The organism is Segatella sp. (genome assembly GCF_977051555.1).
This window is the reverse complement of record NZ_CDRSSE010000012.1, coordinates 46,395-72,663: the sequence shown is the minus strand read 5'-3', so window position 1 is coordinate 72,663 and position 26,269 is coordinate 46,395. Positions and strand designations below refer to the sequence as shown.

Genomic DNA, 26,269 nt, shown 5'->3' with positions numbered 1-26,269 from the left:
ATGATTTGACCATTATTTTGCTCCACTATTCCAGCTGCTGCTCCACTATTGTCATACAGATTCACATCTATGAGTTGTAGGTTCTTTATCACACCACGGTGATTTAATAACCCAAAAAGTTCAGTAGACTCTGCTGAAATGTTTAATCCCTTAATGCGGTGTCCCTGCCCATTAAATACGCCGGAGTAACCTGGCCATGTGCCTATCCGTGTCCATTCCTTACCCGTCAGGTCGATGTCGTCGGTGAGGGTGCAATTTATCGATTCGTCTTCTTGTGCGGCTTCGTTCCAAGCCAGCAGGCCCTTGGCGTTATAGACCATGTAGGTATTGGTGTTGCTGTCGTAGATGTAGCCCAAATCCTCAGCTGCGCCACTCTCGCCGCCGCCGTCAACCCAGTTGCCGATGGTGCAACCCTCTAACGTCAGGCCGGTGGCGTTCACCTTAACGGTGTAGGTATAGCGGTTGCCCGCCTCTAATACGACGTCGTTCTGCGGGCGGAAGTAGAAGGTGCCGCTGCCGAGTTTCACCTTGACGAACGGCCTGCCTGCCGCAACGGTCTGCGGGGCGGTCAGTGCCTCGTAGGTGTTGCCGCTTGCGTTGTAGGTCTTGATGGCGGTCGGGTTGCCGTTATCGGCAGACAGGCTCACGAGGCTCACCGTGGCTCCGGTGACACTCGTGAATCCCGTGCCGGGCTTCAGTTCGATTGCCACGCGTGCCGTGCGATGGGTAAATTCAAGAGTCGGGTTGTTAAATTCCACCTTCCGGTTCTCAGCGGCGATGAAGTCGCTGTTCTGGAAGTCTGCCAATATGCTCTGGTCTTCGGCCACCTTCACGGCAGGCATCTGTGTGATGTCGGCATTGTCGAAGGGCCACCATGCCGATACGGTAATCGGGTTGCGGCCGATCCAGTAGTACGGGTCGCTCTCGCGTGAGAGCATAGCGCTCTTGAAATCGGTAGAAGCCGTTACGGTGTATTCCTTTACCGCATCGCCCATCTTGAGTGCCACGGAAGTGACGCCCTGCCAGTCGCCGTCCACGGAGGCACGGGTTGATGGGGCTGCCTGCGGCGTTGCCTCCACGGACAGTCCGGTGGCATGGATGACTACGGGGTATTCACCTTTGGACAGACGGTTATCGTCAGCCAGTTCGTCCTGTGTGCAGGCGGCGAGGGCGAACAGCAGCGCGAGGACTGCGGGGATGAATAATCTATGTCTCATAATTCTTTATTCTTAATTATTAATATCTTACAGGTCAGCGCCCACTTCTCCACCGTCTATATCGTTCCACTTTGCAATGGTGGCTTCGCTGACTTCAAGGACTTTGTTGCGTACCTTGACGGTATAGGTATAGTTGTTGCCCGCCAGCAGTGCGCCATCGGGCATGGTGAGTGTGGCAGGATATTCCTGACCTTTGTAATTCACAACCAACGGCAGGGATGCAACTGTCTGCGGGAAGAGGATGACCGATGACGTGAGATTGCCGTCTGCCAGATTCATGGTCAGTTCTCCAGTCTGTGCCCCGTTGTCTGCGGTGGCAATACCGTCGGCCGAGTTGAACGTACCAGTGAGTAGCAATCCGTCCAGCGTGTAACGTTCAGGCTTGACCACGTTGAAATCCACACCGTCGCCCGCCTCGAAGGTAAGGGTTATCCGGCTCATGCGGTGGTGGAAGGAGTTGTCTTCACCGCCTTTGTAGGTTTTGTCGGTAAAGTTCACCACCGGGCTGTTTTTGTCTCCCGTGGCTCCTGAAGCAAAGAGGAAGTCGATGGCAGGCTGGTTTTGCTGCGCCGTGGCATCGGTCGTGGCTGTAAGGATGCCTCCCGCCGCGTTGTACGGATAGTAGGCGCGGAAAGTATGGGGCTTTGCATCTTCGATATAGATGACCTTTCCTTCTGCCTCAAATTTCCCGTTCTTCAGGATGAAAGGCACGTTGCCGTACTGGGTATCGTTGTCGATGTCGGTGATGCCGATACGGTCACCGTTGTCCCAAGTGGTTCCGCTGGCACGGGTCTTTACGCTGATACCACCAGTAAACTGCACGGCAACCTTACCATTTGCTGTTGTAGGAGCTGTATCTTCTGTACTGCATGAAGCCATTGCACCTGCTAAGAGTGCAAGGGCGAAAAACTTCGTCATCTTTTTCATATTATCAATATTTTAAAAGTTATTATTATTATTTGGTTTCTACTTCATTGTTGAGGTTCGTCCAACCGTTGATGGTAGCATCCAGATTCATCTTCGGCTGCATTTCTTCGTACTTGAACCTTAGCTCATACTTTCCTCCTACATTCATCTTAGGAGCAGTGATGTCAAACTCTTGCAAGGTCCCGTTAGGCAGCAAGAGGCGGAGATAAACATGAGAGGCGGGGCTTCCCTGTATGGTCGGCATCAGCCGAATGACTTCCGATTTCAGGGTTGATTCCGTAGCCAGGAGGGTAGGGAGTTCCACTTCCGTTGGATCTATGCTCGGCAAACCATAGTCGCCATCACCATTCTTCTGTGTAGGGAACAGACACCAGGCTGCATCTAATGCCTTGCCGCTCATTTCTGTACCTTTAGGTACATTCTCTATGATGATGGTCAGTTCGGCAAGCACGCTCCTGATAGGATTCTGCACTACATAGCTGCCTTCCTTGTTATCTATCTTCACATCGGCGACTCCGAAATAGGCATTATGGTTCACATCCTTAGGATTGGTCAAACCTATCAGAATATTGTTCCAATTGGTCAAAGCCCGGGTCTGTTCGCTGATAAAGAACGGTTCTGTAAGGTTGGTGGTAGTTAGGATGCGATAGGTTCCTTCCGGGAGTTGGAATCGCTGGCTTGCCACCTCCTGCGCACTACCATAATGTTTTTCCTCTACAAGCGAACCGTCATCGGCATTGAATATCCAGAGTTTCACGTCATTCACATCCGTACCTTGGTCGGCTTCATCTGCCCAAGTGAGCGATACCGACAAGCCTCCTTCTTCCTTACCATTATGAACATCATGGTCGCAACTTGCCAATAGGCATGGGACACATAACAGTACCCATAACCAAATGTCAAATCTTCTTTTTGCTTTCATTATTCTATATTGTTTTATGGGTTACGGATGATGATTGGTAAAAGGCAAGTTGATTCCTAATCTTATGCCACTTTCCCACAAGAAGTTGTTCTTATGCTGATATTCCGGCATTCCGTCCATACGTTCGCCAGTAAGACGGGTCAAACCGGAATAGATGCCAAGATTCAGAAGCGGGGTTAGCTGATAGCCCACCTGCAAGTCTGCACCATAACCAAAGTGGCAGTTGGTGGAACCTTTCATTACCTTTGCATCATCTGCCAAAGTCTGAACGTCTGCCTTGGTTGTCACCATATATATATGAGGTGAAGCTGCCAGATTCCATCGGCTGTCAGCAGTTTGAGGGAATAAGCCCAAGAGATTGATATTTACTCTTGCTCCGTATTGTCCCATACAGACATGGCTTTTCAGATTGGCATATTCCCAACTGTCCATGCCCAGGACACTAGCCTGATAAAGTGCACCGTCGCTACCCAACCAATAGTTACGTTCTACGCAACAGTCTTGTGCAGATAAGTTCATTTCTCCGTACTTGGCAGATAATTCTGCCGAGAATATGGAGTTGAAACGATAGCCACCATATAAGCCAGCAGCCCAACCGAGATGCGTCTTGTCGTGTCCGAAACTTGAGAAAGTAGAGAAGCCGAAAGGCATTCCTCCCTCAATACCGAGGTACCAGCCTTGTGAATTAGTCTTTCCATCTTCTTTTACTTCTGCTTTCGCAAAAGAAATTGGAAGTATAAAAGCAAGTGCTGTGATCAGTAATCGTTCTTTTCTAGTTAAATAATTTCTCATATTAATCTATTATGTTTTGATTATAATTTACAATATTTTAAATCCTTCATGATACAGATTGTAAAAATCCTGATGCAAAGATAAGGGTTTTATTTGAAAGTGGGGGGGGTAATATTTGTTTTTTCAGGTATGATTTTTTGGTTTTAGGTGTCTCATTCGTGGGCAATGCGACACCTTGTTTGTGTTTTTTAACGTTTTCAGGCTCTATTCAAGCCCAGAATCTGTGTAAATCTTTAGCCGGTGTCCGTCGGTTCAAGGTGTGTGGAGCCTGCATGCGAAAGTTCTGTACAAAAGAAAAAAATCCCCCATCCCCGCTTGAGGAAGCAGGATGGGGGATAGTTTCTTATTTCTTCTTGAGCCCCTTGTATGCAAGGAATGCTACAATAACAACGGCAAGGGCCAAGATGATGTAACCGAGCTCATGACTATACTTTAATGCCTGCTGATATACATCTTGAGTTGTTTTATAGTCTGTATATTGGTAAATACCCCAACCGATGGTTGCTAAAACAGTATTCCAGATGCCAGCACCGATTGTGGTATAGAGCAAGAATTTGCCTACATGCATACCTGCCAAACCGGCTGGGATGCTGATTAACTGGCGAACAGCTGGTACCAGGCGCCCAAAAATAGTGGATGCGGCTCCATGCTTGCGGAAATACTCTTCTGCAACTTCTACCTTTTGGCGGTCTATCAGGCACATATGTCCGATGCGGCTGTCGGCAAAACGGTAGATGATAGGGCGGCCTACCCATTTAGCTAAATAATAGTTGATAAGTGCACCGATATTGGCACCAATGGTGGCAAATACGATGACTAGGATAAACGACATTCCGCTATCAGGATCCATGGCTTTCCATGCTGCAGGTGGAACAACCACCTCTGATGGGAATGGGACGAATGAACTCTCGATAGCCATGAAAAGGGTTACTACCCAGTAATTTAAATTGTCGAGTATCCAAAGAAAAAGATCTGCAGTATTCATTTGTTATCTTGAATCTAAATAATATCTGTCTCAGCTGTTGAAACTGAGACAGATATAGGTGATTTATTTATTCTGTTTTGCCCATGTATCCTTCAAACCAACGGTTTTGTTGAATACTGGTTTTTCTGCAGTAGAATCAAGATCGGCCATGAAATAACCGATACGCTGGAACTGGAGATATTCACCTGGCTTCTTGCTGGCTGCATATTCCTCAACATAGCAGTTAGGATAGTCGTGGAAGCTATCCGGGTTGAGCAACTCGTGGAAATCACGTTCATCAGCAGATGGATTTTCTACCATAAAGAGACGGTCGTATTCGCGCACCTCTGCCTTTACGCAGTGATCTGCTGATACCCAATGCAATGTACCCTTAACCTTACGGTTGGCACCTTCCATGCCGCTCTTACTGATAGGATCGTATTCTGCCTGAATCTCAGTGATAACACCATTTTCGTCCTTTGTGCATCCAGTGCACTTAACGATGTAAGCATTCTTCAGACGAACTTCTTTACCCGGAGTCATACGGAAGAATTTTTTAGGAGCATCTTCCATAAAGTCAGCACGCTCTATCCAGAGATTCTTAGAGAATGTGATGGTGTGTGTGCCATCAGCTTCATTTTCTGGATTATTGATTGCTTCCATTTCCTCTGTTTCACCTTCCGGATAGTTGGTAATTACGAGTTTTACAGGATCAAGTACTGCACTCACACGGCATGCTTTCTTGTTCAAGTCTTCTCTAACAGATGCTTCGAGTAAGGCCATATCGTTGAGAGCATCGAACTTAGTATAACCGATACTGTCGATAAACATACGAATGCTCTCAGGAGAGTAACCGCGACGGCGCATTCCGCAAAGAGTAGGCATACGTGGATCGTCCCATCCGATAACCAGTTTCTCATCTACCAGCTGGTGAAGCTTACGCTTGCTCATTACTGTATAAGTGAGGTTCAACCGGTTGAACTCAATCTGACGTGGACGATTGTCGTTTAATACATCTGCAGTTCCGTCCTTCTCCTTCAAGAAGTCGATGAACTTATCGTAAAGCGGACGGTGAGGTACAAATTCCAATGTACAGATAGAGTGGGTTACCCCTTCAAAGTAGTCACTCTGTCCGTGAGCGAAATCATACATAGGATATGCATGCCATTTTGTTCCTGTACGGTGATGAGGAGTTTGGATGATACGATACATGATAGGATCGCGGAAATGCATATTTGGATTCGCCATATCGAGTTTTGCGCGAAGAACCATGCTGCCTTCTACGGCCTCAGGAGTATTCATCTTCTCAAACAAAGCAAGGCTTTCTTCGATTGGGCGATCACGATATGGGCTAGCAGTACCCGGTGAGGTAGGAGTACCCTTCTGCTGTGCAATTTCTTCAGCAGTTTGTTCATCTATATATGCATTGCCCTTCTTGATCATCCAGACAGCAAAATCCCAAAGCTTCTCAAAGTAGTCTGAAGCATAGTAGATATTGCCCCACTTGAATCCGAGCCACTGGATGTCTTGAAGAATATTTTCTACATATTCATTGTTTTCCTTGCTAGGATTAGTGTCATCAAAACGAAGATTGCAAACACCATTATATTTCTCTGCAACACCAAAGTCCATGCAGATAGCTTTGGCATGGCCGATATGCAGATAACCATTAGGCTCTGGCGGAAAACGAGTCTGGATTCGTCCTCCGTTTTTGCCTTCTTTGAGGTCTTCCTCAACTAACTGTTCTACGAAAGAGATACTTTTCTTCTCTTCCAAATTGTTTTCTTCATTAATTGCCATAATTCAATAAAAAGAATAATTTTTAAATTTATGGTGCAAAGATACAAATTTAATTGTAAGTACCGAAATTATCTGGCAGATAATTTTGTTTTGGGAGCGATAATTTGCTTTTGAAAGCAATAATTCACAAAATATGTTTTTAAACATATAAAAAGATTCGTTCGTTTCGAAAAATATGTCTATCTTTGCATCGTTATCCTGAATACAATCTTTTTACCTTAAATGAAACTAATACCAAAAATGAACGCCTTCGCTGTGAAGCGAGGGCGTTTTGCTTTTGTACCAGGTTCATATTCTATTACTTTTTGCGGAATGTTTCGTTCTTAATAATGATTGAACCTTCTTCTGTATCGAGTGTAGCCTGTTCCTGAACGTCGGCATCGAGCCCCTTGCGGCTCAGGATAATCACAGCTGCTTTACCTTCTGGCTTAGCTGGCAATTCCCACTTGTAAAATTCCTTATCAAGGCCTTTTACTTTAACAGAGAAATCACTGTTCAAAGTTACACTACGCTCTCCATCTGCGCTCTTATATTCACCGGCTGCGGCAGCCTGAAATGCAGAATCGGTTACAACAGTCTGTTCTGCCTGAGCTGGTGCAGGTGCTGGTGCTTTTTTCTCAGAACATGCTGTGAAAGCTATCAGACCCATAGCAAATGCAAGAATTGATAATTTCTTCATAATCTTTAAATTTTATATGTTAATAATAATGTTAATCTAAACCATTTTTATAAGCTAACTCTTTTTATACATTTGTTTATCTCAGTGGTATGCTATAGAAAGATAGTATTCCACTGGTACAAATGATTACCCATATAGAAACGAGCCCCGTAATGATAGGGACGCTTGCAAATCTGATGTCGTGGTTGGGCTTAAAACGTTCGGTATGCTTTCTTAAAAAATACTGAAATATATAATAATATAAGGTGGCATAGAAAAAACCAATGAGGGTACCAATCAGGATGTCGCCAAAATAGTGTACACCGAGATACATGCGGGAATAACTGGTTATCAATGCCCATAGGCATAAGAATATCGTGAGTTTGCTCCGGCGAACCAGATATTGTGCAAAGAAGGCCATGCTCCATGCATTGGCTGCATGAGAAGATGGAAAACCATATCTGCCACCCCGATATCCTTGAACAACATGTACCATCGGACTGATAGGATTATCAGGATTACTGGGACGCATTCTTGCTACTAATGGCTTCAGAATTCCTGATGCAGTCTGGTCTGAAAATAAGATAATCAGAGTGATAACAACTATGGTGCTCATCACAACCTTGACAGGAAAATTCTTTAGCAGTACAAAGATAAAACTGGCATAGAACGGAACCCATACAAAACGGTCTGAGAAAATCATCATGAAGTAATCCCAATACTCGTTGTGAAAACCATTGAAAAACAGAAAAATCTGCGTATCAATCTGTTCTATTTGATGAAGTAATTCTATCATAGTCTTTCTTTATGAAATTCTGTAATGTTCACTTTCTTGTTTCTGATAATCTGTTGCCCTGTCGTTAGGGCTATTTTGCACTCAAGTCATCGTACAACTTCTGAAGATAAGCCATGCCTCGTTTCAAGTTATAACCTTTTTTGCCTTTATCATAAACAACCTTTTGGGATTTGTTGTCGTAGATGATAGAGTTCTCCTCTGATACCATGCCGAAAGCATCGGGTACATCAAAGAATGCAAATTTAGGCGTAGCATCACTCAACATGTTCTTGCTGAACAAGAAGTCTTTGTGAGGAATGCCTAATTGTCCGAGCAGTGTAGCTGCTATATCTTGCTGACTTCCTATAAGCTTAACATTCATTGGGCGAGCTATTGCTCCACCGGTCATGATAAGTGGAATCTGATAGCGGCTGCGGTCAAAGTTGTCAAGATGTTCTTTGTATGCGCCAACATGATCGGCAACGAGTAATACCAAAGTATTTTTCCATCTAGGCAATTTGCTGTATTCACGCAGAAGATTACCAATGACACTATCAGTGTAAGCAAATGCATTTAAACGCTTGTCTTTCAGTCTGCTATATGGTACATCGAATGGCTCATGACTGCTTGATGTTTGGAAAACTCTCAGCATAGGCTGCTTGGCATTCTGTTCTTTCCTGAGGTCTGCAAGCAGCCGGTTGGCTACGATATGATCGTGTACTCCCCATTTGCTCAATTTGTCTTCTATCGGGAAATCACTATCTGAAATGATTCTCTCATAGCCCTGGGAAACCAGCCAAGAGCGTTGGTTGGCAAAATCAACATCACCACCATAATAATATGCATTGCCGTAATGCTTTGCTTTAGCCAAAGAACGTGCCAATGATGGTAATTGTGCAGATTTTGCCGGGTAGCGCATGATGCTGGTTGTAGGTTGTGCAGGATAACCGCTCAAAACAGCAACCAGACCACGATCCGTGCGGAAAGTGTTGGAATAGAATCTTGGGAAGAAAATTCCCTTTTTGGCTATTGAGTCCAAGCAGACAGCTACGTCTTTATGTGTTCCGACAGAAGGCATGATGTCATTGGCAAAGCTTTCCATAATAATAATAAGTATATCCGGCTTTCCGTTTTTCCGAGCTTCTTCATTCAGGAGTGGGTAGGTATTCTGGTCGCTTGAACTTACCATTTGTGCAAAGATCTTGTTAGCTTCTTCTTCTGACATGTATCGGTATTGCGATGCAAAATCTTCCTGATGGGTCAGTGATTCAAACAGGCTGAACATCGGATTGACGGCAGCATGATTCAAAAACGCATTTTGGCTGAAATATGCCTTTCCTGTATTTGTTGTAGATACAGTAAATCCTCCTCTGATAGGGATGAAGAGAAGGGCAGTAAGCAGCAACAGAATAAGAGAATGGCGCATACGATGATGCTCTATGTCAGAGTAGCGTGTCCTACGACCACTGCCGAAATCTCCAAAACCATAGTTGCTGTATCTGCTGGAATAGCGCTTCTGGGTATGAGGCATGCGGAGTGCGAACCAGACGGCTATGGTAAGCAGCACAGTGATGAGGAGAGCAAAAAAGATGTAAAGCCCTCCAACACTTGCAAGTGCATCCTTTGGCGAAGTAAAGAAATAATATAATGGAGTGCTATCTAGCGGGAAGTTCCAATATGGATATAATCCTGCATTCAGTACGAATGTAATGGAAACCAGGAAAGATGCCAGTATAAAATAAGCATTCAGAATGGGACGTATAATCTCCTTACGAAACCAGATCATTGCGATGAGCAACAAACCCGGTAGTGCGGTGAGGTAACCAGCCATAGAGAGGTCGAGTGATAAACCATACCACATTACTGTAGGCATTTCGCTCCAGATATTATCGATAGGTTGTGTAGCAGAAGCCTTTTCCAATATCATGAAAAATGGTTTCTGAATACTGAACAAAATGACAAACGTAAAATACGTTTTTATAAACCACAATATTTGCTTCATATCTATGCTTCTTGACTAATAATTATGATATACTCGGCTTTGAGCTTGAAAATTAATGCAAAAATAACCATTTTATTTCATATAAACGACTTTTTTGTGTTTATTTTTCAAAAAAGTGAGAAAAAATTTGGTCGTTCTAAATAAAAGTAGTACCTTTGTTGTAATAAATTTTATAACATAACTATGGCTAAGTACAATATTCAACCTAAAAAGGAAAAAATAGCAAGATATCAATCTATGCTGAGTGAAGAAACTAAGGACCGCCTTCGCGACGAGATAATCCGTGTTCTTGTTACTGAAAGAAAGTACAAGGACCCTGACTACAGTTCCAAGAAACTTGCAGAGGATTTGAATACTAACTCTCGCTATATTTCTGCTGTATGCGCAACTCGATTTCATAAGAATTATGCCGAGTTGGTGAATGATTATCGAGTAAACGATGCTATGTCTTTACTTACCGATAAGCGTTATGCAAGAATGAGTGTAGAAGGTATCAGCGAAATGGCTGGTTTCAATACTCGTCAGAGTTTCTATGCTAATTTCTTCAAGCGAATAGGCGTTACTCCTCGTCAATATCGTGCTAATCATTTTACGGGATTGGAGTAAGTTTAATTGTTAATAACTAGAACATGAAACAAAAAGGAGGGGGTATCATAAGTTAATGATTCACCCTCCTTTTTGTTTTTACAAACTATTGCGAGTTACCTCTTGAAGTAGTTTCTCAATGCCTGGTGGCGGATACTCCTGTTCAATCTGCGTATGGTCAGATTTCGTATCTGGCGAACTCGCTCGCGTTTGAGCCCCATATCTTCAGCAATTTCAGCCATCGTTTCTTTAGGAACACCTATACCATAGAATTTGGTGATGATTTCTTTCTCTCGTGGCAATAAATCTGCAATGCTTTCTGCCATCTTTTTCTTCATCATTTCTATATTCAGGGTATCATCTGCAATCTTTACATCCGGATCGTTTAATATGTCTAATAGGGTATACGGATTGTTTGCGCTTAGTGGCGCATCTACAGATACCGCCTTGTCTGCGTTTCTTGGGGCAAATTTCTTCTGGTCTTTCGGTAAACGATAAAGTCCTGATTGTTTATCGATGGCCTGTGATATAGCCTTGTGAACGAATGGACCGGCATAAGCCACAAAATCGGTGCCCCGGTCGGCTTGGAACTTTCTGGCTGCCATAAGCATTGCCAGAGTTCCTTCGCTAACCAAGTCATCAAACTCAACGCCTTTACCTTTATACTGGTTGGCTACTGATTTTACATAGTTTAAGTTCTCACTAACTATCTTGTTTATTTCTTTTTCTGTCATACTCAATAATTCTTTTTGCAAATATACATAGAATAATTCAAAAAAGCAAGTATTTTGCGCATTTTAACCAATCATTTTGGTTTCCACATATTATATATGTTCCTATGATTTGCATAAAGCTGCGTATGGACAGTATTCGCAACGATGCTTATCATCTGTAGGCCGGAATGGCTGGTCCTTGTCAAAGATGTTGGCGATGAGAACTTTCAGTTGTTTCATAAACTCTTCTTCGTATACATCTATGCTACTGATGAGTTCCTTGCCCATTTTTAATGTCGGATCATAATCTTCTGCTCCTGCATTTTGTATAAACAGCAAGCCTGGAGATACGGGCTCTTGAGCCGGATTCAGATTTCTGTTGTGGCTTACAATAATTGAGTAGAGCATAGATTGTAAATAATAATCTGTATGCTTGTTGAGCATGGATGGATCAAACACTTCGCTCAGTTCTCTTGGACGTGTTGTTGAAATACGTCCTGTTTTATAGTCTATTACGCGGATTCGTTCTGCAAGATTATTGCCATTTGCATTACCGTTAGCTGCAACAGCGTCCAGTCGGTCGATAAAACCTCCTATTGACAGAGATAAATTGCCGATACTTGTTTCTACTTCGACGTCAGTTTTTACAACCAGCTCTAATCCGAGTATGGTGAATGGAGCCTGGCGCATATCTATCGTGACAAGTTGCCGGATATATCTTGCTATTACTTCTTTATTGATCAGTTGCAGACCATTATATTTTGGACGATACCCTGCAGCGCTAACTTTAAAGAGTTCTTCTCTGAACGCCTGATCAACCAGGCGATAAATCAGAGATTCGTCTTTTAGGGCATGCTCTAATTGCTCTTTTGATACAACGATAGGACGAGTCAGTTTGAGTTCTCCTTTACCGTCGGTTGTCAGAGCATCGCTGCTTGCTAATCCCAGATAGAACAGTTCTGCTGCCCGATGGAATATATTTCCAAATACTTTGTTGTCTACTTCGTCCTCATCAATTTCATCTGGCTCAATCAGTCCTTCTACATATTTATAGTAGAATTGCTTTTCACATCTCAAATAGGTATTCAAAAATGTTGGCGTAAGCATTTTCAAATTCTTAAGCTGGCTGAGCGCATGCAGTTTTTTCTCTATTGGTTCATAAGTAGGACGCAGTGTGTTTTGTCCTGCGACCAAAGAAAAGCGCTCGATGTCATGATGGCTTTCTACCAGGAGTTGTAGCATAAAACGGCTCATCTCACCCGATTGGCCATCTTCTGTTGCGTTATTGTAACACAAAGTGATGTCGTGTGAGCGTTGGAGCAGACTGTGAAAATAATAGGCGTATATGGCTACTTTGTTATCAACCGTAGTCAAGCCGTATGCCTTTCTCAATGAATAGGGAATAAATGAAGCATCGTTCACACCTTTCGGCAGTTTCCCTTCGTTGCATGAGAGTACTAAGATATGCTCGAAATCTAGATTTCGAGTTTCCAATACACCCATTACCTGTATTCCTTCTGCAGGTTCACCATGGAAAGGAATACTTGTAGATTGGATGAGCTGTTGGATGAGTCGTTCCAGAGTGATGCAGTCTACTGCTAAGTCTCCTGTCTGGATGAGTTCTTGCAGACGGTTCAATAATGTATAGGTCCTGAAGAGCGATTCCTGGAATAAAGGATCGTCCTGTTCTTTACTATTCACACCTATTGTCTTCAAAATATCCAGCAGATACTGGATGAGTCTCAAGTTGTATTCATTTTCTGTTGCAGTCTCACCCAAATCTTTGAAAAGCAGTGACAAGCCTTCATCACCATCCATGCTTAGGAATTGGCGGGTAGGATAGAACTGCTTCTGCTCGTCAAGAGCGCTCAAGAGTTTGCTATAATTTTGAGAGATATAGCGTGTGTATGGATGACGGAGCACCATGAGCACATTATGTAAGCGATAGTTGTTACTATGCTTGGGGTGACCTACGCCCTGCAACTTGATGAGCTGTTGCAGCAAACTGTAGAATGGTGTCTGTTGAAGCGGATAGCCCAATGTTATATTATATGCTAACTTGTCGTTCTCAGAATAATCTGGTAACGACTTGATGTCTTCGTTTGTAGGAAGACTATGTATAACACTTTGCAACAATCCTTCATCGGCTAATACGATTGCTACTTTTTTTCCATATTTATAGCGTTTCTTTTCTTTAAGCCATTGGTTTACATAGCGGGCCTGAATGTTTTCTGTAGATGCCGAAATGTATGTAATGTCTTTATTGTTATCAAAGTTATGATAAATTTCACGAAGATCATGAGGAGGCATATCATTCAATTCGTTAGGATAATATTTGAGATATTCACGAATGTAGTGACCAGCCTCATGGTTGTTTTGTATATAATAGTCATCGTAGTCCCAATAGAAATGTGCTTTACCCTCTTTCATCAAGCGGTCGCAGAGTTTCCGTTCTACTACTTGCATCATATTAAAACCGACAAAGAGATATTTCTTGTGTTGGAATTTGATATTTTCATCATTTACAACTTTCCTGTATAGAGCCCCCTCATAAGCCAATCCTTGTTCTTCAAGACGCATGTTGAACTGCTTATAGATATCAAGAAAATGGCTCCATAATTGTAGAAATCTCTTTTTGAGTTCTGAGTTGTGATCATCGTTGAAATTGCTGAAAAATTTCTTAATCAGCGTTTTCTGTTCTTCTGTAAGATATGAGATGTCATCAAGTTCATGTATATTGCTAAGATTGGCAAAGAGTTTTTCAGCTTCTGCCATGTTTTTATCAATATCGTCAAAATCTGTGATAAGAAGTTGTCCCCATCCATAAAAATGGTCTAGGGTCTCATCAATACCAGTGCAGGCTACGAATGTTTTATGTAAATCGCAAACCAGTTTGATTGGATCTCCAACTTTCAATGTGCTATGTTTGCGAAAAAGGTCGCTGATAGTTATGTAAGATGGCGACCAGATAGGGTGATCAGTCAAACGGGCCAGACTCTCGTTGAGGAAAAGAGCGGCGCGTTTATTTGGAAACACGACGGCAATGTCGCTGAGATTGTTTCCGTATTTCTCGAGTATATCTCTTGCAACATATTTTAAAAATGTTTTCATATCTTAATGGACTTTTCAATGTTTGCAACTGTTCTTTATGTTGCCCTACTTTTTGGAAAGGGGCAATAGAACCGTATTATTTTATTACTTCAACTATTCTGTTAGGGTATACATACCATAGATAACCTTTTACTCGGTGATGTCCCATACTTTTTAACAAGCCGATGTATTTTCTAACCTGTTCATGGTGTTCTACTTTCTGTTTACCGAATTTGAAGTCTACCACGATGGTTTCTTTTCTTGAGTTTTGCATCACGCGGTCTGGACGGTATTCTGCCACTTTTCCATTTTCAACTGTCAGGATAGAACATTCATTTAGTATGGTCAGTTCCTTATCAAACCATTTTGCGACCTTTGGTGATTCAAGTCTTTTCCTGATCATCTCCTTTATTTTCTCTGGTGTGAGGTCTTGGTCGTATAAAAGTCCGTCTAACTCCAACTGTTTCAGGGCTCCATCAATATCATCAACTGTGCGGATTGTAGAAAAGAGGTTGTGCAAAATTGTACCCATTTTGATATAAAACTTCTGTTGTTCTTCTGTTTCATCACGCTTTATAAAGTCACGGCTCTGGTTACTCTGTCTGAATTCTGGCATTTCAGGCGTAACATTTATTTTAATTTCTAAAGGTTGAGAATAGGCTGAGAGCACGTTTGTATCCTTCTTCTCGTTTGATTTCTTGGAAGAATCAGGTACATATATTTCATTATAGCAGAAAGATATGTCATCTGTTTTGGCATCAGAACCTATTCCTGTTAACTCCATCTTTACATCATTAGCTTCAAGTCGACTGGCTACCTTGTCGAGTACAGATTCAATAATGGCAGAACGGTATGCACTATTAGCTCGTTTGCCAATTACAATCAGGTTGTGACTGGCACGTGTGAAGGCTACATAAAGCAGATTCAAATTGTCGACTATGTTTTGCAGATGTTCATGATTATAATCTGCTTCATATATACTTTGCTTCATCAGTTTAGCACTGAAATCTATAGGTACCAGTGGAAGCTCGTTGTATGGAGCTTCTTGCGGTGTGCACCAGATAGTGTTGGCTTTTTCTATTTGCCAGTCACAGTAAGGCATGATAACATGATCGTATTCCAGTCCCTTACTCTTATGTATAGTAAGGAATCTTATACCTCCATCGCCATCGCTATGAATGCTTTTCTCGTGAATACGGTTATCCCACTCTTTCAGAAATCCAGTGATATCACTACTGTTATCTGTGAGATATTTACTTAAGCAATCATAAAAAGTACAGATGTAGGCAGTTTGCTTGATCATGTCTTTTATTTCGCCAAGTTTAAGTTCTGCAAAAAGGCGTTCTGTGAGATCGAACAGTGGCATTTCCAGATACTCAGAACGATTGGTCAAAAGTTGTTCCGGCATATTTCCAGCTACAGAATACGTGTCACAAAACTTGTTGAGAGTTGCTAATGCAATATTGTCATTTGGGTGTATCAGTATGTAGAGAGCGTTAACCAATGTGCATACTGCTTGGGAGGCATCCAGCCTGAATGCCTCATCTGAAACCAACGGATAGTCGGAATGGTTCATAAAATACTCTGCAATGTCCTGTATGTTACGGTTGCTTCTTACCAGGATTGCTATTTTGTTGCAAGGAACACCTCTTTCAACCAACTTGTCTACAGTGTCCAGTGTGGTTTGCATCATTCTGTCTTCAATATTTTCACCGCCCAGGAGCTGAATACTTATAGAACCATTAGGATTAGAATGGTGGACTGGTACTTGCTGGCAGACATCGCTATATGCGCTTTCCAGCTGTTTACATTCCTCAGGACATATATCTTTCAGGTCTTTAATCTCCAATTTAACTGCTTCTGTGAAAAAAGCATTGTTGAACTCAATGATGTTTCTATCAGAGCGGTAGTTGGTACCCAAAGTTTCTATGCTTACTTTTGTCGCGCTTTTATTAAATTCTTTATCGATATTATTGAGCAGTCTCCAATCGCCGGATCGCCATCTGTAAATACTTTGTTTTACGTCACCAACAATGAGGTTACCTGCATCTTCTCTACTCATGGTTTCTTCGAGCAGCACTTTAAAGTTCTTCCATTGGATGGTGCTAGTATCTTGAAACTCGTCAATCATTATATGGTCGAGTTGAGTGCCAATCTTTTCAAAGATGAATGGCGAATCGCTATCCTTTATCAGTGAGTTGAGCAAGGTCTGAGTATCGCTCAAAAGGAAACGGTTTGCCTCTCTGTTCATCTCCCTGACTTTTTTATCTATGCTTCCCAAAAGGCGGAGCTGATTAAGATGCTTTATGGTCAGATCGGTACTTTTGAAGATTCGGGTGAGTCTTGGACGATTATCTTCTGCAAACAGCAAAATAGGGTAGAGCACCGATTCTACATAATTGAAGATATCAGTACAATTTTTTACATCTGATTTTTTGACCCATGCTTCCGGACTTTCCCGACATTTATAGAAAGTATCATTATATAGATCATCATCACTGTATTTGCCATTTTTCAGCTTGTTGAAATAGCTCCAAATACCTCTCGTTTTTCCAGCTAAGTCGTCTGACGTAAAGCCTTCTTCTTCAAGGGAATCGAAAAAAGTAGCAGCAATTTCTTTAAGCTGCTCTTTTGCCTTATCGCGCTTTTTCTTCATTCGGTCGGTAAAATCCTTGAAGAAATCTTCTTGTTCCATCAATTCTGTCAACTTGTCGGAATGAGCTTTGTAATAATCCTTGAATATGTTCTCACCGAATTTCTTGATCTGTCCTATGACATTCCAACTCTTATCATCATCAATATTTTCTTTGATATAATCCATAATCCAGAAAAGTAGACGATCGGTATCTTCAAGACTTTCTATAAGTTCATCAACGGCATGCTGTTCTATTTGATAGTCATTGAGTTCTATCCGTAAATTGGCAGTCAGATCAAGTTCACGTGCTAGATTTCTCAATACACTCTGAAAGAACGTATCGATGGTCATAACCCGGAAATAGTTATAATTATGTATGAGCAAATGCAGGGCTGATTCTGCATTTTTCTGAATTTGTTTGGATGAAAGATACGGTAAAGCCTGCTGTATTTGATTTACATAATCGTTTGCTTCTGGTAGTCCGTGTGCAATTTCGTATAATTTTCCTAAGATACGCATTTTCATTTCTTCAGTAGCTTTGTTGGTGAAGGTTACTGCAAGAATGGTTCTGTAGGAAGCAGGATTAGCTATCACGAGTGTCATATACTCGCGAGCCAAAGTAAATGTTTTACCTGATCCTGCACTTGCTTTATAAACAGTTAGTTGTGAACTCATATTTTGATTTTTTTATGATGTTATTGATATTGTGCCCTAGAAATCATGTTTTATCCATGCTTTTATGAATATTACCAATCTCTAAATAGTTCAAAACCGAAGCGACAGCCTATGCCATTAAACTTCGTGTTTTTGAAGGCTGCAAAGAATCCTAATGTAATAGCTCTTGTTGTTACTCCATATCCCCATTCTGTATATGGGTGTAAATGGTTTACAACAAGACTGCTTACATACAGACGCTCTGCTTCTATATATTTCCCAATCAAGGGGAGCCATGCAGTTGCAATCATGGGAGCTTCATAAGTGAAATTTCCGCGAACGTAATAATCACTGGCATTATACCATTGGGATGGTAGTAATTCGAATTCTCCACTCCAGCTATCATTCCAGCCTCCAGGAATATTGTTGTCATGGAAATTGGTATAGTCAACGAAGTCCCAATGGTCACCTTTGCGGGTATAAAAACCTGCTCCTAATCTAACAGAATATGATTGACGGCGTGATGCTTGAAAAATAGTTTGTGCATCTACTTCTACCCGTTCGTAGTCTATGTTTGAACCTAGTAGGTTTTTCCATCCCTTTTCATAGTCTATTTTAAAGATAGAGCCTTTCTTACCCCATGGTAACAGTTCTAAAGCTACTGCTGGTGCTACTGACACATATTTGCTTGGGTAATTAAACAGTTTATAGAAACTTTCAATCACAGCTTTTCGGGTATGTGAAACCAAGCCAATCTCAAAACCTACATAGTCGTTGAAACTCCAGTGGTTGATAAGACGAAGATAATCATCTTTAAACTCTGTTAGTTTTCTGTTGTTTGCATCAATATCTGTTGAGATTTCCGGTAATGATAATCCTGGATATTCTGAGAATAGTGGATATAGAAAATTGTTATCTTCAGGTTTGCTGATGCCTAACATCTTTCGTGCAACACGATTATTCGATATTCTATTACCGTTACCGATTTCTAACTTCAGATATCCATTGTGCTTCTGGTTATAGTTGAATGTCAATGGTATATTGAAATAAAATCTGTGTTGTTTCATACTGTAACCTCCTTTAAAGCGAAGGCCCAATTGCAGATTTTCTGTAAACCTATAGCCTCCCTTCAGATCAAATTTGTATACAATTCCTTTTCGCTCGGAATATCCCATATAGAGTGGGTTGAAAATAGGACTGATACGGAAGTAGCCTTGGTTTTGCTTTCCGAAGCCTTGGGAAATTCTGTTTAATACATTGTCACCGATAACATCCCAAAGTATGTCTTTTGCAAAGTTTTTCTTTGGTATGGTGTTATTCAAGGAATCTGTTATTTGTTTCCTTTTTTCGTAGAATCTTTTGTATATGTCTACTTCTTCTTGGTTTAACTCAATAGGTCGCACTTTTGCCATTAATGCTGTATCAGCAACATTATTGAGTGAATCACTTAATATTTTCGGCAGTCCGTATACAGTTGTATACATGCCCGTTATCTTGTTACCCATAAAACTGAAGTTGGCTCTCATGCTGCACCTTGCAGGAGAAAGTGAACCAAATCCGTCTTTACCCATAATGATCGAGATATAGAAACGGGTCATATCATATTCGCCCTCAAAGTCTACCATGCTTATCTTTCCGCTTTGGGAATCAACAATGGCACGTGCTTCAATAACTTGGGTGTTTTTGAGACGTGGATATACGTAGATTTGTGCTTTGCCGAATGGTAATTGGGTGACGGCATATTTATAATATCTGCGATTCTTATAGTGGAAAGGAGAAAGAATATTAGTTTCGAAAAGTGTTTCTCCGTATACCGTTGGAGTCATGTATTTCAAAACTGATGACAATGTGTTGCTTCTATGCGGAATGGTGCTTATGTTCAGCAAACGCTTGGCAACTGGTCTGCCATTTGCGTCTAGCGTCATTTGGGTATAATACTCGCTGATGAATCTTCTGCCACCGCCATGAGCCACTGCATACATTGTCGGTACTAGCATGAGTGTTGCATTACGTTTGTTTGTTTTGATTTGAAATTTAGTGTAGGCATAACTCTTGTGCTCAGCTCTACCTGTTGTGTCAACAGATTGTGAATATTTAAATACCAAACACATCACCGAGTCACTAAAGGCGTCTCTCGGTGACATTCTTCTTGCATGTGCTGCAAAAGCCATCATGCAGAAGATAATCGTCAAAATGATGTGTGTTTGATATTTCTTCATTTATTATGAGTTAAGATGTTACTTGGCAGAAGAACTGTGCCAAATATTTTGGACAGCAGCTTTCCTAACCAAGATATTTCATAAGGATTCCTATCTTCCCGGATTCTCTCAGTTTGGTGATGCTTTTTTCTCTTATTTGGCGAACTCGCTCACGGGTCAGCCCCATTTTATCACCAATTTCCTCGAGCCCCTTTTCGGTTTCCCCGATTCCGTAGCATGCGCAGATAATTTTCAGTTCGCGATCCTTGAGGCAAACTTTTAAAACCTGTCTTAGGTCTTGTGCCATACTTTCATGGTCAACCTGCTTGTCTGTTCTGGCATCGTCTCCGCTTGCCATTACATCTGCCATAGAGTTGTCATCGTCATCACTGAATGGAGCATCGATGCTTACATGATGACCACTGGCAGCCATGCTCTGAGAAATCTTGTCCTCGTCAACACCCGTTCTGGCAGCAAGTTCTTCAACGCTTGGACGGCGTTGGTTTTCCTGCTCAAACTTATTAATTTCCTGGTTTACCTTATTGAGTGATCCTACCTGGTTTAGGGGAAGTCGAACGATTCGACTTTGCTCTGCTATTGCCTGTAAAATACTCTGACGAATCCACCAGACGGCGTATGAGATAAATTTGAACCCTCGTGTTTCATCGAAGCGTTCTGCAGCTTTGATGAGTCCGATGTTTCCTTCGTCAATCAAGTCTGTCAAGGTGAGTCCCTGGTGCTGATATTGTTTTGCTACCGACACCACAAAACGTAAGTTGGCTTCAATCAACTTATTTTTTGCTCTTTCGCCAGCTCTACCTCCCTTGCGGATAGCTTGAGCCAATTCTATTTCTTCATCAATAGAAACCATAGGGGCTCTACCTATCTCTACAAGATATTTGTCGAGAGCCTCGCTGTTACGATTGGTTATACTCTTTTGTATCTTAAGCTGTCTCATTATCTTTTCCTCTTAGTTACACATTGCACAATTGACGCAAAGATAATAAAAATATTGATACGCAACTAGATTTATAACTTACTTTAACGTAATTAACCTAACTTATTCATTTAAAGGTTATTTTACCGTCTTGTTCTTAACAAAACTTTGAAAAGCGTCATCGTATCCGTTAAACACGTTGATGTCTACCTCTCCATGTATTCCTGCTACTCTTCCGTCGGGGCAGAGTTGCCAATATACCAATCGGATGTCTGGTTTATACTCTCCATATCGTGCAATCCAAACCTGGTAGTTATGTTTCAGATCGGGAGCCTGTGGCAGATAGCGATTTACGAAAGTTTGGTTGATGTAAAGAATAGGCTTAACACCAGTTGCTCTTTCTACAATTCTAAGCCAAGTTCTAATGCGTGCAAACAATACTCTAGCCCCTCCCATTTTCTTGATTTGACTAGGAAGCGGTTCAATATCAAGAACTGGAGGAAAATCGCCTTTCCTAATGATACTGTGTTTCAGAAAGTGTCGTGCCTGTTCGGCAGCAGGTGTTATGGTGGTAAAGAAGTGATAGGTTCCAACCTTGTAACCATGTGCTTTTGCATCACGATAATCTTTTCTATAATATGGATTTAACATCGATTTACCTTCTGTACTCTTGATATAGATGAAGCGAATAGGGAAGTTTACTGTTCCTGACACTGTCTTTTTGCTGAGACGTCCAAGATGTGTAATGCGTAAACGGTTCCAGTTGATAGCATATTTTTTTCTGCCTTTTCCATGTTGGTATTTGCTCAGATCAATGCCATAAATACGTTCCGATGTATATACGAGTCTTTCGCCTTTATAGCGGTCATTTTTCCATTCGCCTATTCGTAATGGCTTCTTGGGAGCAATGCTGAATCCGAATCCTTCCCGTTTCCCGTTTTTCCAGTAACCCTCATAATAGGTTCCATCGTATCCTTGCCAGCATCCATGACCGTTTGGTCGATAGATACTGTCGGTTGTACCCCGATAATATCCTAGAGAATCAGGTAAGAGGGTATAATCAATAGAGCGTCGAAGTGTGACTCCATGAGCTGTTGCTAAAGATACTGCAAGTTGAGGTGAAATAGCTTTAACTCCTTCAGGAGTTGTTTCTGAGGAAAGTTGGAATGTGTGGCTTCCTTGTGCAGTTTCTCCATTCATTGCTTTGATGAGTTTGCATGCCTGACTCTTCCATTTTCCGTTCTCGTCTCTATAATAGGCTTGATATGAAATGGAGCGTTTCAACTTGAAATGTCCCTTTTTCTGTACATGTTTCAGGGAATCAATCAGTTTTTTGGCAGAATCGCGTAGTTCCAGTTCGTGTTGGGTATAAGCGCAAATAGAGTTGTAGCCTACATCCAGGACAGAATGAGAGTGAATATAATAGTTCAGTTCTCCAACTTTCCATTTGGAGTCTCTATACAAACTGTCTAAAGAATCAACTTTCTCTTTAAAGATGCTATCCGCATCTTTGCCAAGATAGTGATTCCGGCTGATGCTGTTGTTGTAGCAGGCGGCAAGTCTTCCTTCACATGAAGGAATCAACGCCCAACGATTCATAAAGTTGGCAGCCAGTGTTGTGGTGTCTTCGTCAAACCGGAGTATTGTTTTTCCATTTTGAATTAATTCATAGTGACTGTATACTTTTATGTTTGCTTTTGCCTTGTTCACTCTATCATTTGATGGGTTCAGGCAATAATAGCTCCATGTGCTGGCGGCAGCCAGCAGAATGAGAACTAAACTTGTGATATATAATATTTTCTTTTTCATTTGATGATGACCTCCAATATTTTCTTGGTGGTTTCGGTAATCTTCGTTTTTTCTGACGTACGTTCGCCGATAAGCCAGATGATTTCACCTTTACTATTAGTTAATACATGCTGTGTCTTCTTTTGTATATAGTCAAATTTCTTATCCGTCATATAGTCACTCAACAGTTTGCTTCCCTTCATGCCGAAAGGTTGAAATCTATCGCCTTCTTTTACCAGTCGGTAGGTGAGGGGAAAACTGACTTTTTCAGCATCCAAAGTGATACGTTGAGATTCTTTGCTTGGCATGAAGTCACCCATATGCGAGAAGATTCTTATTTTGATTTGGGTTCCTTCGTCCATGTTGTAAATGCCTTCTTCTGGCAGTCGGAACGCTCTTTGCTCCTGAATGTTATTCAAGTCTTTTATGTTAGAAATCAACAGCTGTTCTCTGTCGATGACTATCATATAGTCTTCGTTTTTCCAAATTTTACCGACACCACGATCCTGACTGAAGAGGCTTTCACAGATGTCATCAATGACATTGCCATGAAAACCATATCTGCCTAATTCTTTATGGAGTATGAATTCCGGACTTGGAGCATTCATGACAGAAACTTTGGGGATACTTATAACGTTCCTATAAGAGTCGGTTGTACTGATGCTATCCATGCTCTCAAGTATACTTTTCGCTTGGCGTATGTATTTGGCAGTGAGAGCGATATTTTCACTTGCTGCTGGGTTGATACTTTCTAAAAGAGGTACTACATGATGGCGAATTTTATTTCTTAAAGCATCGTCTTCCAAATTTGTTGAATCTGTGACAAAATCTTGCTTTTTTTCTTTTAGGTATTGCAATATATCCTGTCGGCTGATGCAGAGAAGAGGGCGCAGAATATTTCCGTTTTTGGGGGCGATGCCTGCTAATCCGTCTACTCCAGATCCTCTTAACAGATTCAGAAGTAAAGTTTCTACATTGTCATCGCGATGATGGGCCACACAAATGCCTCCTGCATGCAAGTCTTTTACTAATTGGGCAAAATAGCTGTAGCGTAAGTTGCGTGCAGCCATTTCGATACTTACCTTGTGCAAATGGGCATAAGCATAAGTATCAAAATGAATTCGAGACAAACTGATTCCCTGTTGTTGGCACAGATTTACACAAAATTGCTCGTCTCTGTCACTCTCTTCACTGCGAAGGTGAAAGTTACAGTGCGCAGCAGTAATATTCAGTCCTAAATGTTTCAAGATAAGCAATAGGGCAACGCTATCGGCACCTCCAGACAAGGCAACGATATACGGTGTTTGCCACTTGAACATATCGTGGTGAATAATATATTTTTTGACGATGTTTTCAATTTTGTTCATTCTGCGATACTTTAAAAGTATATGATGCTTCTTATTATTTTCCGTTTTTCAAAAAATCTTCTGCCCGCTGCAAATCTTCTGGCGTGTCGATGCCTACAGTTTCTACATCTGTAGTACCAACTTTTATCTTGTAGCCATTCTGTAGCCATCGAAGCTGTTCCAGGCTCTCTGCTATTTCTAGTGAGCTTTGTGGCAGCTGAGTTACCTCTTTTAAAACTTCTTTGCGATAAGCATAGATGCCCAAATGTTTCAGATAAGGAAAACTCTTGAGCCATTCTTCCTCTTCCTTTCCTCTTACGTATGGAATGATGCTGCGAGAGAAATACATAGCAAAGCCTTGATTGTCTACAACAATCTTTGGACTATTAGGATTTTTTACAGCTTCCATACTGGTAAAGGCTTTTCCTAAAGTGGCAATTTGGGTTGTTGGGTCATCAAAACACTGGCAGATGGTTTCCAGTTGACTCTTGTCAACAAAAGGTTCATCTCCTTGAACATTGACAATGACATCCCAGTCTCCACCAATTTTTTCGATAGCTTCTTCTATGCGGTCAGTACCGCTCTTATGATCCTTGCGCGTCATAACAGCTTTACCGCCAAATGCTTCTACAGCATTGAAAATTCGCTCATCGTCTGTTGCAACATAGGCTGCTTCTAGACAAGTTGCAACTTTCTCATAAACATGCTGTATCACTGGTTTGCCATCTAACATGGCAAGTGGCTTTCCCGGGAAACGTGTTGATGCGTATCTTGCAGGAATAATTCCTATAAATTTCATAATCTTCTATATTTAAACCTGTTTACTATTCAATTCATGCGATTCGTTTAACTTCAAATAAAAAAGTTGCACTTCCGCAGACGCAAAAGTACAACTTTATTTTGTATTCACCAAAAAACTTTTTGTTTTTTTTGAAAAACCTCAGAGAATATTTAATGTTCTTCCATCTTTTTTATTCGTATCTGATAGCCTCGATAGGGTCGAGCCTTGCTGCCTTCTTTGCAGGATACCATCCAAAGAAAACGCCAGTAAATGTGCAGACTGCAAAACTCATAATAATGCTCCAAGGCTCTATTTGGGTGGCTATATGGAAGAAAGAGTTCAGGCTGAGCGATAAACTAACTCCCAATATCACTCCTATAATACCGCCAGTTACAGAAAGTAAGATAGCTTCAATCAGAAATTGGTTCAAAATATCAATACCTCGTGCGCCCACACTCATTCGAAGGCCTATTTCGCGGGTGCGCTCTGTTACAGATACATACATGATGTTCATGATTCCGATGCCGCCTACCAGCAGCGAGATTCCTGCCACGGATCCGAGCAGGATGGTGATTGTAGACATGGTAGAATTCATCATGCTTGAAATTTCCTCTTGAGAGCGGATATTGAAGTCATCTTCATCTGCTTCAGTAGTATCTGTTGCGTCTTTCAATTTGTGGTTGCGTCGCAATATTTCTGTAATCTGATCTTGGGCAGGTTGAGAAGCCTCTTCGGTGATAGCTGAGCAGACGATGCCTCCTAAATAGGTTTGTGCCATAATTCGCTTCATTACTGTTGTATAGGGGGCAAGTACCAAATCATCCTGGTCCATACCCATACTATTGTAACCTTTCTTCTTCAAGACACCGATTACTCTGAATGGAATGCTGTTAAATCGTACAACCTTACCGATAGGATCACTGCCATCAGGGAAAAGATAGTCAACTACTGTCTGTCCTAAAATACAAACTTTAGATGCAGCCTTAATGTCTGTATCAGTAAACATTTCTCCATCTGCCACTTTCAGTTGTCGGATGGAAAGATAGTCTTGGTTTACACCATAAATGGAACTTAGGGTGTTGTTGTTTCCGTAGATCCACTGTCCGGAACTGTTTACGGTAGGAGAAATAGCTGAGATATAATTATATTCGTCTTTGATGCTCTGATAGTCGGCTTGCTTGAGCGTCTCCATTGACGACGCATCCTGTCTCACACCGCCACGCATGTCTGCACCTGGTGAAATCATAATCATGTTTGAACCCATCTCTGCGATGTTTGCTTTGATGCTGGCTTTACTTCCTTGTCCGATGGCAAGCATGGTAATAACCGCAGCAATACCGATGATGATGCCAAGTGCGGTAAGGAAAGAGCGCATTTTGTTGGCAGCAATGGCGCGGATGGCTATTTTGAAAAGATTCTGATAATTCATTTTACTTGTTGTAATGTTAAATGTTAAATGTTAAGTGTTAAGTGAAAACTTCGTTT

General features: G+C 41.6%; 19 protein-coding genes. 1 reads left to right on the top strand and 18 read right to left on the bottom strand.

Annotation, left to right across the window (positions count from 1 at the left end; translation table 11 throughout):
* The 9 genes from ACWJAO_RS04845 to ACWJAO_RS04805 form a co-directional block, all read right to left on the bottom strand.
* The coding region (locus ACWJAO_RS04845; RefSeq protein ID WP_449139447.1) for a fimbrillin family protein at nucleotides 1-1,217 on the bottom strand (1,217 nt) is incomplete at its 3' end.
* Nucleotides 1,218-1,244: 27 nt separating this feature from the next.
* Nucleotides 1,245-2,135 (bottom strand): fimbrillin family protein, encoded by an 891-nt coding sequence (locus ACWJAO_RS04840; protein ID WP_449139449.1) that lies wholly within the window; start codon nucleotides 2,133-2,135, stop codon nucleotides 1,245-1,247.
* Between the two features lie 37 nt (nucleotides 2,136-2,172).
* A complete protein-coding gene (locus ACWJAO_RS04835) occupies nucleotides 2,173-3,066 on the bottom strand; it encodes a FimB/Mfa2 family fimbrial subunit (protein WP_449139446.1) in 894 nt (297 codons plus the stop codon).
* Between the two features lie 21 nt (nucleotides 3,067-3,087).
* Entirely contained in the window at nucleotides 3,088-3,858 is a 771-nt protein-coding gene (locus ACWJAO_RS04830; protein WP_449139445.1) for a hypothetical protein, read from the bottom strand.
* A 343-nt stretch (nucleotides 3,859-4,201) separates the two neighbouring features.
* A complete protein-coding gene (locus ACWJAO_RS04825) occupies nucleotides 4,202-4,843 on the bottom strand; it encodes a DedA family protein (protein WP_118191286.1) in 642 nt (213 codons plus the stop codon).
* Between the two features lie 63 nt (nucleotides 4,844-4,906).
* Nucleotides 4,907-6,622: a glutamine--tRNA ligase/YqeY domain fusion protein gene (locus tag ACWJAO_RS04820; RefSeq protein ID WP_218458349.1), complete on the bottom strand. Its 1,716-nt coding sequence runs from the start codon at nucleotides 6,620-6,622 to the stop codon at nucleotides 4,907-4,909.
* A gap of 298 nt (nucleotides 6,623-6,920) precedes the next feature.
* Entirely contained in the window at nucleotides 6,921-7,301 is a 381-nt protein-coding gene (locus ACWJAO_RS04815; RefSeq protein WP_144153095.1) for a hypothetical protein, read from the bottom strand.
* 76 nt (nucleotides 7,302-7,377) lie between these two features.
* Nucleotides 7,378-8,076 (bottom strand): phosphatase PAP2 family protein, encoded by a 699-nt coding sequence (locus ACWJAO_RS04810; RefSeq protein WP_118153391.1) that lies wholly within the window; start codon nucleotides 8,074-8,076, stop codon nucleotides 7,378-7,380.
* A 70-nt stretch (nucleotides 8,077-8,146) separates the two neighbouring features.
* Nucleotides 8,147-10,057 (bottom strand): LTA synthase family protein, encoded by a 1,911-nt coding sequence (locus ACWJAO_RS04805; protein WP_144153097.1) that lies wholly within the window; start codon nucleotides 10,055-10,057, stop codon nucleotides 8,147-8,149.
* 237 nt (nucleotides 10,058-10,294) lie between these two features.
* On the opposite strand from ACWJAO_RS04805, the gene ACWJAO_RS04800 reads away from it, so the two are divergent.
* Nucleotides 10,295-10,663 carry a helix-turn-helix domain-containing protein gene (locus tag ACWJAO_RS04800; RefSeq protein ID WP_449139444.1) on the top strand — a complete coding sequence of 123 codons (369 nt, stop codon included), beginning with the start codon at nucleotides 10,295-10,297 and terminating at the stop codon, nucleotides 10,661-10,663.
* Nucleotides 10,664-10,758: 95 nt separating this feature from the next.
* On the opposite strand, the gene ACWJAO_RS04795 is transcribed toward ACWJAO_RS04800, so the two are convergent.
* The 9 genes from ACWJAO_RS04795 to ACWJAO_RS04755 form a co-directional block, all read right to left on the bottom strand.
* On the bottom strand, nucleotides 10,759-11,376 hold the full coding sequence (locus ACWJAO_RS04795; protein ID WP_006846726.1) for a sigma-70 family RNA polymerase sigma factor: 618 nt from the start codon (nucleotides 11,374-11,376) through the stop codon (nucleotides 10,759-10,761).
* A gap of 102 nt (nucleotides 11,377-11,478) precedes the next feature.
* Nucleotides 11,479-14,466: a PD-(D/E)XK nuclease family protein gene (locus ACWJAO_RS04790; RefSeq protein ID WP_449139443.1), complete on the bottom strand. Its 2,988-nt coding sequence runs from the start codon at nucleotides 14,464-14,466 to the stop codon at nucleotides 11,479-11,481.
* A 76-nt stretch (nucleotides 14,467-14,542) separates the two neighbouring features.
* Nucleotides 14,543-17,755, bottom strand: coding sequence for a UvrD-helicase domain-containing protein (locus tag ACWJAO_RS04785; protein ID WP_449139442.1), 3,213 nt, complete (start codon nucleotides 17,753-17,755; stop codon nucleotides 14,543-14,545).
* Nucleotides 17,756-17,826: 71 nt separating this feature from the next.
* The gene (locus ACWJAO_RS04780) at nucleotides 17,827-19,953 is read right to left on the bottom strand and encodes a DUF5686 family protein (RefSeq protein WP_449139441.1); all 2,127 of its coding nucleotides are present in this window, start codon (nucleotides 19,951-19,953) and stop codon (nucleotides 17,827-17,829) included.
* Between the two features lie 64 nt (nucleotides 19,954-20,017).
* The gene (locus tag ACWJAO_RS04775; RefSeq protein WP_006846722.1) at nucleotides 20,018-20,890 is read right to left on the bottom strand and encodes a sigma-70 family RNA polymerase sigma factor; all 873 of its coding nucleotides are present in this window, start codon (nucleotides 20,888-20,890) and stop codon (nucleotides 20,018-20,020) included.
* Between the two features lie 117 nt (nucleotides 20,891-21,007).
* A complete protein-coding gene (locus ACWJAO_RS04770; RefSeq protein WP_449139440.1) occupies nucleotides 21,008-22,678 on the bottom strand; it encodes a GH25 family lysozyme in 1,671 nt (556 codons plus the stop codon).
* On the bottom strand, nucleotides 22,675-24,024 hold the full coding sequence (gene tilS / locus ACWJAO_RS04765; protein ID WP_449139439.1) for a tRNA lysidine(34) synthetase TilS: 1,350 nt from the start codon (nucleotides 24,022-24,024) through the stop codon (nucleotides 22,675-22,677). The genes ACWJAO_RS04770 and tilS overlap by 4 nt, the downstream gene beginning before the upstream one ends.
* A 34-nt stretch (nucleotides 24,025-24,058) precedes the next feature.
* Nucleotides 24,059-24,802: a 3-deoxy-manno-octulosonate cytidylyltransferase gene (kdsB, locus tag ACWJAO_RS04760; protein ID WP_449139438.1), complete on the bottom strand. Its 744-nt coding sequence runs from the start codon at nucleotides 24,800-24,802 to the stop codon at nucleotides 24,059-24,061.
* 172 nt (nucleotides 24,803-24,974) lie between these two features.
* Complete coding sequence (locus tag ACWJAO_RS04755) at nucleotides 24,975-26,213, bottom strand: ABC transporter permease (protein WP_449139437.1); 1,239 nt, start codon at nucleotides 26,211-26,213, stop codon at nucleotides 24,975-24,977.
* Nucleotides 26,214-26,269: the final 56 nt, after the last annotated feature.